Annotated in this window: 5 protein-coding genes; 2 read left to right on the top strand and 3 right to left on the bottom strand. The window is 46.9% G+C overall.

What is annotated here, in order from left to right; translation table 11 throughout:
* Nucleotides 1-173: 173 nt before the first annotated feature.
* Both mqo and ABGY95_RS02600 read right to left on the bottom strand, forming a co-directional pair.
* Complete coding sequence (mqo, locus tag ABGY95_RS02605) at nucleotides 174-1,682, bottom strand: malate dehydrogenase (quinone) (protein ID WP_347440129.1); 1,509 nt, start codon at nucleotides 1,680-1,682, stop codon at nucleotides 174-176.
* 694 nt (nucleotides 1,683-2,376) lie between these two features.
* Nucleotides 2,377-2,661, bottom strand: a complete 285-nt coding sequence (locus tag ABGY95_RS02600; protein WP_347440128.1) for a hypothetical protein — start codon at nucleotides 2,659-2,661, stop codon at nucleotides 2,377-2,379.
* Between the two features lie 532 nt (nucleotides 2,662-3,193).
* Here ABGY95_RS02600 and ABGY95_RS02595 point away from each other — a divergent pair.
* The gene (locus ABGY95_RS02595; protein ID WP_347440127.1) at nucleotides 3,194-3,817 is read left to right on the top strand and encodes an N-acetylmuramoyl-L-alanine amidase; all 624 of its coding nucleotides are present in this window, start codon (nucleotides 3,194-3,196) and stop codon (nucleotides 3,815-3,817) included.
* 541 nt (nucleotides 3,818-4,358) lie between these two features.
* On the opposite strand, the gene ABGY95_RS02590 is transcribed toward ABGY95_RS02595, so the two are convergent.
* Nucleotides 4,359-4,766, bottom strand: a complete 408-nt coding sequence (locus tag ABGY95_RS02590; RefSeq protein ID WP_347440126.1) for a globin — start codon at nucleotides 4,764-4,766, stop codon at nucleotides 4,359-4,361.
* Nucleotides 4,767-4,877: 111 nt separating this feature from the next.
* Between ABGY95_RS02590 and ABGY95_RS02585 the strand changes: the two genes are divergently transcribed.
* Nucleotides 4,878-7,514, top strand: a complete 2,637-nt coding sequence (locus ABGY95_RS02585; protein WP_347440124.1) for a protein kinase — start codon at nucleotides 4,878-4,880, stop codon at nucleotides 7,512-7,514.
* Nucleotides 7,515-7,938 lie beyond the last annotated feature (424 nt).

Here is a 7,938-nt window from a genome sequence, read left to right as displayed (position 1 = left end):
GGCACCCTGCGGGGTGCCAGCTAGAGCTGACACAGTGGCCGCGACAAAGGCAAAGAGCACTAGGTAGATCTGTTTCATGGTGAAAAAGTAACAGTCGCGGCCATAATGACAAGCCCCAGAAATAAATCAGCTCAGACCGCATGGCCTGAGCTGATGAAAAGCGATTTTAGGACTTAAAGAATTCCGAGTGCCTTATCTGCACGAGAACGCTCCCTTTTATAGAGCTCCGCGTCATTAGCCAATACCTTACCAAAGGAACTAACCATACTTTTAAGCTCACTCTGCCAAGCATCAGTCTTCACATCTTCAGCAAAGCAACGATCAAGTACTTCTAGAATGATGGAGACAGATGTGGAGGCTCCTGGTGAGGCTCCTAGCAAGGCTGCGATAGTCCCATCCTCTGAAGAAACAACCTCGGTACCAAACTGAAGTTTACCCCCGACCTCAGCATCTTTCTTAATAATTTGCACGCGCTGACCAGCAGTCTCTAGCGTCCAATCATCATCCTTCGCGTCTGGAAAAAACTCGCGCAGCACTCCAACGCGATCCTTGTGTGTATTCACGCACTCTTGGTAAAGATACTCAGTCAATGACATGTTATCACGACCAACAGCCAGCATGGGACCTAGGTTATCCAGCTTTACTGAGGAAATAAGATCAAAAATAGAGCCACGTCTAAGGAACTTCGGGGAAAATCCCGCGTATGGACCAAACAAAAGACTCTTTTTACCGTCGATAACACGCGTATCGAGGTGAGGAACCGACATAGGTGGAGCACCCACAGCTGCCTTACCGTATACTTTAGCGGCATGCTTCGCGATTACTTCTTCGTCCTGGCAAACCAAAAATTGACCACTCACAGGGAATCCACCAAAGCCTTTACCTTCACGCACACCAGATTTCTGAAGCAACTTCAGAGAGCCTCCTCCAGCACCAATGAAGACAAACTTTGCCTCGACTTTCTCTGAACTGAGTTCGCCGTCACGGCGGACACGCACCTTCCAAGCACCGTCGCTGGTCCGATCAATATCACGCACACTTGTTTCAGTAGCAAGCGTCACGCCATCGAGCGAGGTTAGGTAGGTGATAAGAATTTGTGTGAGCGAACCGAAATCTATATCCGTACCACCGTCGACACGCGTGGCTGCGATTTTTTCACTCGCGCCGCGTCCGGCTGCCAACAAAGGTGCCCATTCACCGATCTCGTTGACATCTTCAGAATAAGTCATCTCGCTAAAGAAGTGGTGCTCAGACATCGCTTTGAAACGGTTAGCCAAGAAATCTACGCCATCTTTGCCACGCACAAAACTCATGTGTGGTACTTTGCGGATAAATTCACTTGGAGCCTCAATCACACCTTGCTCCACTAGATAGGCCCAGAACTGTTTTGATTGCTCAAATTGCTCGTTGATCCCCACGGCCTTATCGATAGTCACTGATCCGTCAGCTTGTTGTGGAGTGTAGTTCAGTTCACAAAGTGCCGCATGGCCAGTGCCCGCATTATTCCATGCGTGGGAACTCTCCAGAGCAACACTTGGAAGAGCCTCAATGATCTGAATGGTCATCTCGGGTTGCAGCTTTTTAAGCATCACTCCCAAGGTAGCGCTCATGATACCACCTCCGATGAGGACCACATCAGGATTATTGTTTAACTCGCTGTCCGTTACTTGATTATTGCTCATAGTACTCCTAAATAGGAAAAATTGAAGAACTGCAGTACGCCACAAGCCGCTAGTTGTCAAACCCATCTGCTGTAATTACCTACCTAAAAAAGTTGAGGTATCCCCCAGAGCCTAATCTTCCCTATACTCACCCCAAGAACCTCACTGGAATAATCCCAAGCTCCTACCTTTTTCCACAAGGTATCAGCCAAGCACTAGCATCTGCAGTGTCGTCGATTTCCAAAAATAGAGCGCTCGCCATTACTCACATCACTGCCCTCTAACACCCTAACCCAAGCCTAGCGAGTTACGAATAGTAACTACAAATAGGCTTCGTCAATGGGGACATCCACTTCGCAACCTTCGATACAACAGAAACATCTCAAGCTGAACAGTGAATGCGATACAGCACTCAGCGTGCGACAAATCCACCCCATAGCAAAACCAAACAGGCTAATCCTTCAATTCGCATACGAGATACGCATCCGAAATCGAGCCTTCACCAAGGCAACCGATAAAACCTATGGCCAGTCACCAGCTTAAATGAATATCAGGACTGGTATTTTACTCTGTTCACTTTTTCACACTCAAGCACTTCACGCGTCATTTGATGAGTAAATACTTTGCCTTCTGTTCTGTATTACTCAACTCAAAGGGATATAACTTTGGATCGCGCTCGTAAAGGAATGCGGCTGAATTCAAGGTAAGGTTAAGCCTAACTTCGTAGGAGCTCGATTTGGTCGTTTTTCACCATAACTTGCTTCGCATCGGAGTCCTTGATCAAGAAAAGATACTCGATAGCACTCAAACCTACGGGTCGCGCGTCATCAGCGTTAGCCAACTTTCGCACAGCCACAGCGAGCCAACTTGCTTCTTTCCCAAAACTAGCCGCTGAGATGTCCCCCAATGGCGAACCTATTGATTCTTTTTTTATCTCCAGTGCACCCTTAAGGCCTGATTGAGCTTCAGAAAAAGGAAGTAGCAGGAAATCTGAAAGCATAGGGCTGTATAACCTCCAGAACTACAGCCCAAATCTCTATACTGACGAATATTTAAATAAAGGCTTCAAGGCTGAATTATCAAGAACACCATCAGTTCGGAAAGGTGGGCACTGCAAATACCACGCTACAACCGAAGGGCGCAGACTTCAGATATCACCAACGAGAGTTAGAAAATACTTTCACGATTCCAACATCAAATATGCTACCTGAAACGCTGCTACCCTAATAATTCATGTAGATGACAGACGGTAACATCCAGCAACATCCACCTTCGACATCACGTTCATTCAAAAAAATAGTCATCGGGATACGCTTTTCATTCACATCAGTGACTGAGGACTTCTCTGCCTTGCTAAATACTGGACCTCAGTAAAGAACTTAAAAATACATCATAGCTGAGACCCTTTGTTACGTTGTTAGTCGAATGCTGCAAAAGCTGCCCCCTTGACAACTGCTGTGCTTTATGAGAGTTGGTTGTAAGATTTTTGCGTCCTAATCGCATCACCACACCGCCTAATCTATAAGGATTCAATGCCGTCACCACGTTTCATTTCACTCCTCGCCAGCCTATGGCTGGCCAGCTATGGATTCATTCAAGCTGGAGCATTTAGCACAATTGTTATTGATGCAGGACACGGTGGAAAAGACTACGGCGGAAGCCAAGGTAAGGTCTACGAAAAACACCTCGCTTTAGATACGGCTAAACGAGTGGATTACATGCTGAAGAAAAAGGGTTATCGCACCCGCATGACGCGCACTAGCGATGTCTTCCTCTCGCTGCAAAAACGAGCATCCATCGGCAACCGTTACGGTAACTCCATTTTCATCTCTATTCACTACAACTGCACCTACCGACGTGGAGCAAAAGGGATAGAAACATTTTACTACACAGAGCGATCCAAGCCATTGGCGCAGTATGTCCACAAAGCCATTTTGCGCAGGACTGGGGCAAACGACCGCAAGGTCAAACACGCCCGCTATTACGTCATCCGCAATGCTAAAAATCCGTCGATTTTATTTGAAGGCGGTTTCCTCACCAATAGTAGTGAATGCAGAGCCTGTAAAAAAGGCAATTACCGTCAAAAAATTGCGGAAGGAATGGTTACCGGCATAGGCCTCTACCAATCAGCTCGGCGCGCTGGTCGCGTTCGCTAAGCTTTCTCTCAGGAATAAAGATGGCTCAATCTCCTCTTAATAGCATGTCAAGCAATCCAACCAAAAGACACACTAGCCGACGCATCCTTGTATGGGTAGTCTCTGGACTAGCCTGCATTGGTATACTGAAAGCCTTGGGAGTGTTTCCCTCATCTATTATCCCGTGCTGAGCACCTAGCCCAGCAAGCTCGGTCGAGCCTGCTCGCGAATAAATAACTCCCCATTTGATTTTTATAAATAAATCTAGAGGGTGTTTGACGCTACATTCTTACACCTCTTTGCTGACTTGTATTTATTAGCATAGAAACTCCACACTTCAGCACAACTTGCACTCTCGCAAGGCACTTTACTCCTTCTTAATTGTGAATTTCAAAAGGAAGGCTCCTTAGTCGAAGGCCTTAAAACGACAAGCAACAAGCTACCAAAATCGACCTATCGACTGTCATAAAGTTTGGTCTGACCTTCACAGAAGGAACCGACGCCGCCCTCAGACTGGGGACCCAGCCAGACATACAACTCCATAGCTAACGCAGGAGTTGTATCAAGCTCTGGGGTTGAAGTTGACACCACTGCCCTCCGGCACATTTCTCATAAAGTCTGCAATCTGTAGAAAAAACGCGTTGAGTTGCGCAGCCAGATACTCTGGGATCTCAGCTTCACGCATCGACTCAGCCATTAGTTCCACCCAGCGGTCCCGCTCTCGAACCCCTATCTTAAAAGGCATGTGACGACCTCGAAGCCTCGGATGCCCACGTTTCTCAGTGTAGGTAGTATCTCCAGCTAAGCGGAACATCAAGAAATCAAAGAGCCTTTCTTCGGCACCTTTCATATCGGATTTCGGGTACATTGGTCCAAGTATATCATCACCAGGGACTTTCGCATAAAATCTCTTCACCATGCGTTCTATGCCTTGACGACCCACCTTATCTATAATTACTCTCTCGTCCATATCTCTGTGTCATTGTGTTGTAGCCTTTCAATCCCTATTGAGCAAGGATTGACCTTTTATGTAAAGTCATTGTAACACTCTACGAGCAAACCCAAAGTATTTACCTGTAGCATGTCTGATGACAATTCACACCAACCTTTAGAGTTCAGTCCACCGAGTTTAGAACTCCTGACTGAACTCCTCCCTACTTATACTTTTGAAAAACTCATTGCCAAAGGTGGCATGGGAGCGGTCTACAAAGCAAACCAGACCTCACTTGACCGCCCAGTGGCTGTAAAAGTTCTCCCACCTGAACTCGGTGAATCTGAAACCTTCCGTGAGTCCTTCGTGAAAGAAGCCAAACTCATGGCTCGACTCAACCACCCCAACCTCATCAGCGTATTCGACTTCGGCGAGATCAAAGGCATGCTCTACATAGTTATGGAATTTGTCGATGGAGTCACGCTCTACGAGAAAATCTATGCCAACCACCTTGAACAGCAAGATGCTCTTAAGACGATCATAGCCATCTGCCGTGGCCTAGCAAATGCGCATGACGCGGGCATTCTTCATCGTGACATCAAGCCTGCCAACATATTCATCACCGAATCAGGCATTCCTAAAATCGGAGACTTTGGGCTCGCTAGGCCCTCTGGTGACACCGAAACTGGCGTCATTTTTGGCACTCCTGGCTACACGGCTCCAGAAGTACTTAATGCACGTGATCTCGTTGGCCCGGCCACGGATGTTTTTGCTGTTGGAGTCATGCTTTATGAGCTGCTCGCTGGGAAAATCCCAGGTGATATCTACGAACCGATCACTAAGTACTCTAAATGCGACCCGATGATCGACCGTCTCATCCGAAAGGCTGTGTCTCCTCAGCTTGAACAACGCTATTCCTCATCGAAAGACTTCGCTGACGACCTCGATGATATTTTTCGAAAAGCCAAGAAATCTCAGGAAAAGATTAGCTCTTCACCTCTGCTAGCAAGACAAACGAAGAAGGCCTCTAAAATACCTGCGTCCCTTGCCACTAAACCCTCCGGCGAACTGGCCAATCTAGTGACTAGCGCCTCAATAAAAACTAAAACAAAGGCCGGTCAAACAACAAAACGAGGAGTACATTCCCCCCCTAAAACAAGGACCACCAGTGGTGGCAACAATGCGCTTAATTTCATCATCATCATTATTCTCCTAGCCGCCATTTACGTAGTTATCGAGTGGAAGGATACCAGGAAAGCCGTAATCGCCAGAATTGAGAAACAAAATGCAGAGATCGAGAAACTCGAAATCAACCAACCTCAGCCAAAATCGGCACAGCTGAGCGAGCCTGAACCTGGCGAATTTGACCCGAAAAAAGTTCCTGTAGCCAAGAAAATCACCACCGTAGACGCGACAGGACTACTGCGCACTCGACAATGCCCAGAATACCAAGCAGTGAGCGAGATGCAAAAAACAGCTATAGCCCTCGATAATGGAGAGCGTCTAGCCCTTTTTATTAAGAAAGAGCTCACATGGCACCAGGCGCAACGATGGGCTGAGGAACATGGAGCTCAGCTTGCAACAATAGGTTCAAGTTCAGACCTCTTGGCACTCCGCAAGGCAATACCCCCTGGCGAGAATGCTTGGATAGGTGCTGCAACAGCAGGCAACCAACAATGGGCTTGGACCGACGGGACTCCGTGGAACGACGCTATCGAAATCCGCCAAACATCTAAGCTTTCCTTCGCACAACTCGACAGCGACATGTTTGCCACTGCTAAAAAAAGCACAGACACTGCAAACTTCCTCATCGAATGGCGAGCAGATAGCTCACAGCCGGCTGCCCTCCGAAAGCAAATGGAGCGTGTAGCGACAACCCTTGACAACTCCATTCCTCTCTATCCCGCTGGCTCAGTCACATTCGCTAGCCGAAACTACTTCCTCTGTTCAAAAGCATTGACTCTCAGCCAAGCCATAGACCTGGCTAAATCAGCGGGTGCTCAGATTGCAACGCCATCAGATAATGTGGAAATGGCCTATTATAACGACCTCATTTCGGCCAACGTACCTTCTGGCAAACTTTGCCGGATAGGCGGCATACTCGACAACAACCAATGGAAGTGGCTAAGTGGCGAAGAATGGAATAGTGCAGCTTGGGACAACAATTTTCCGAAAGAACAGGACAGCATAGCCATTATTTCTTCATCCTCCTGCAAATGGCGTGATGTATCACAAGACCGTCCCGTGGCATACACTCTCTTTGAATGGAGTAAGGACGCGCTGACTGATGAAGCCATCACCCCCACAAAGAGCAATAGCCAAAGTGCTTCTGAATTAGCCAAACTCCAATCCAAAGCGGCTACACTTGTCAAAGATGCCCACGAAAAGAGCATGGGTGAATGCTATGAAAATATGAAACGACTCAAGTGGGACCTTGAAATCCACTTTAAAGGGCTTTCGAGTAATGACAAGGCTCGCCAAGCATTTTCTATCCAACAGATCAAAAAGCTCATTAATGGCAAAGACAGAATCAAAAAAACTGTCTCAGGCATGGGAAATAGTCGTAAAGTTCAAAAAATCACTACCGCCGCTTACGATAAACAAACACGCATCGAAACCGCTTATAAGGAGTCCATTGGTAAGATTCGTCTCATCTACCAAAAGAAGCTCAGGACCCTTATCAAAGAGCTAGAAAGTAAGGGCCAACTGACTGCAGCTAAACAGGCCCAAAAAGCGCTCCGATCTTCCTCAACAGGAATTAATTCCTTCATTCAGCTTTTCGAATAAACGATTTCTCTATAGCTACCGATTAGTCAATCTCTGAGCTCCCAATGCATTTTAAATTACTATCTGAAATGCAATCTTCACGAATCTGTGTTTCCAATATTGGCAAGCTAGGATAAGGTCACATCCTCCCAGAGTACGTCCCCCCCCTCTAAGACATGCCTGCGCTCTAAATATGTCACAGGGATTCAATCCGAGAATCTTCGTCATGAACAGGCTACTAGCGAAATCCAATCAGAGTTAAGTAGCTCTAAATATTATTAATCAGGCGGAAAACCAGTTGGCATTATTTCTGCTGGATATAAGCTATGAAACTTCAAGACGCACGTACGCTCACACCTAGCCAACTCGAAGATAGACGCAAGCAAGCTGTACTTCTTCGTAAACAGGGACTCACTTATGCTGAGATTGGCGTAATTGTAGATGT

It is taken from the genome of Rubritalea sp. (genome assembly GCF_039830215.1).
Taxonomy (GTDB): domain Bacteria; phylum Verrucomicrobiota; class Verrucomicrobiia; order Verrucomicrobiales; family Akkermansiaceae; genus Rubritalea.
The sequence above is the reverse complement of the archived record's forward strand: the minus strand, read 5'-3'. Positions and strand labels throughout refer to the sequence as shown.

Coding starts and splice junctions, on each gene's coding strand:
- ABGY95_RS02585 (WP_347440124.1), top strand. CDS start 4,878: ATGTCTGATGACAATTCACACCAACCTTTAGAGTTCAGTCCACCGAGT.
- ABGY95_RS02600 (WP_347440128.1), bottom strand. CDS start 2,661: ATGCTTTCAGATTTCCTGCTACTTCCTTTTTCTGAAGCTCAATCAGGC.
- mqo (WP_347440129.1), bottom strand. CDS start 1,682: ATGAGCAATAATCAAGTAACGGACAGCGAGTTAAACAATAATCCTGAT.
- ABGY95_RS02595 (WP_347440127.1), top strand. CDS start 3,194: ATGCCGTCACCACGTTTCATTTCACTCCTCGCCAGCCTATGGCTGGCC.
- ABGY95_RS02590 (WP_347440126.1), bottom strand. CDS start 4,766: ATGGACGAGAGAGTAATTATAGATAAGGTGGGTCGTCAAGGCATAGAA.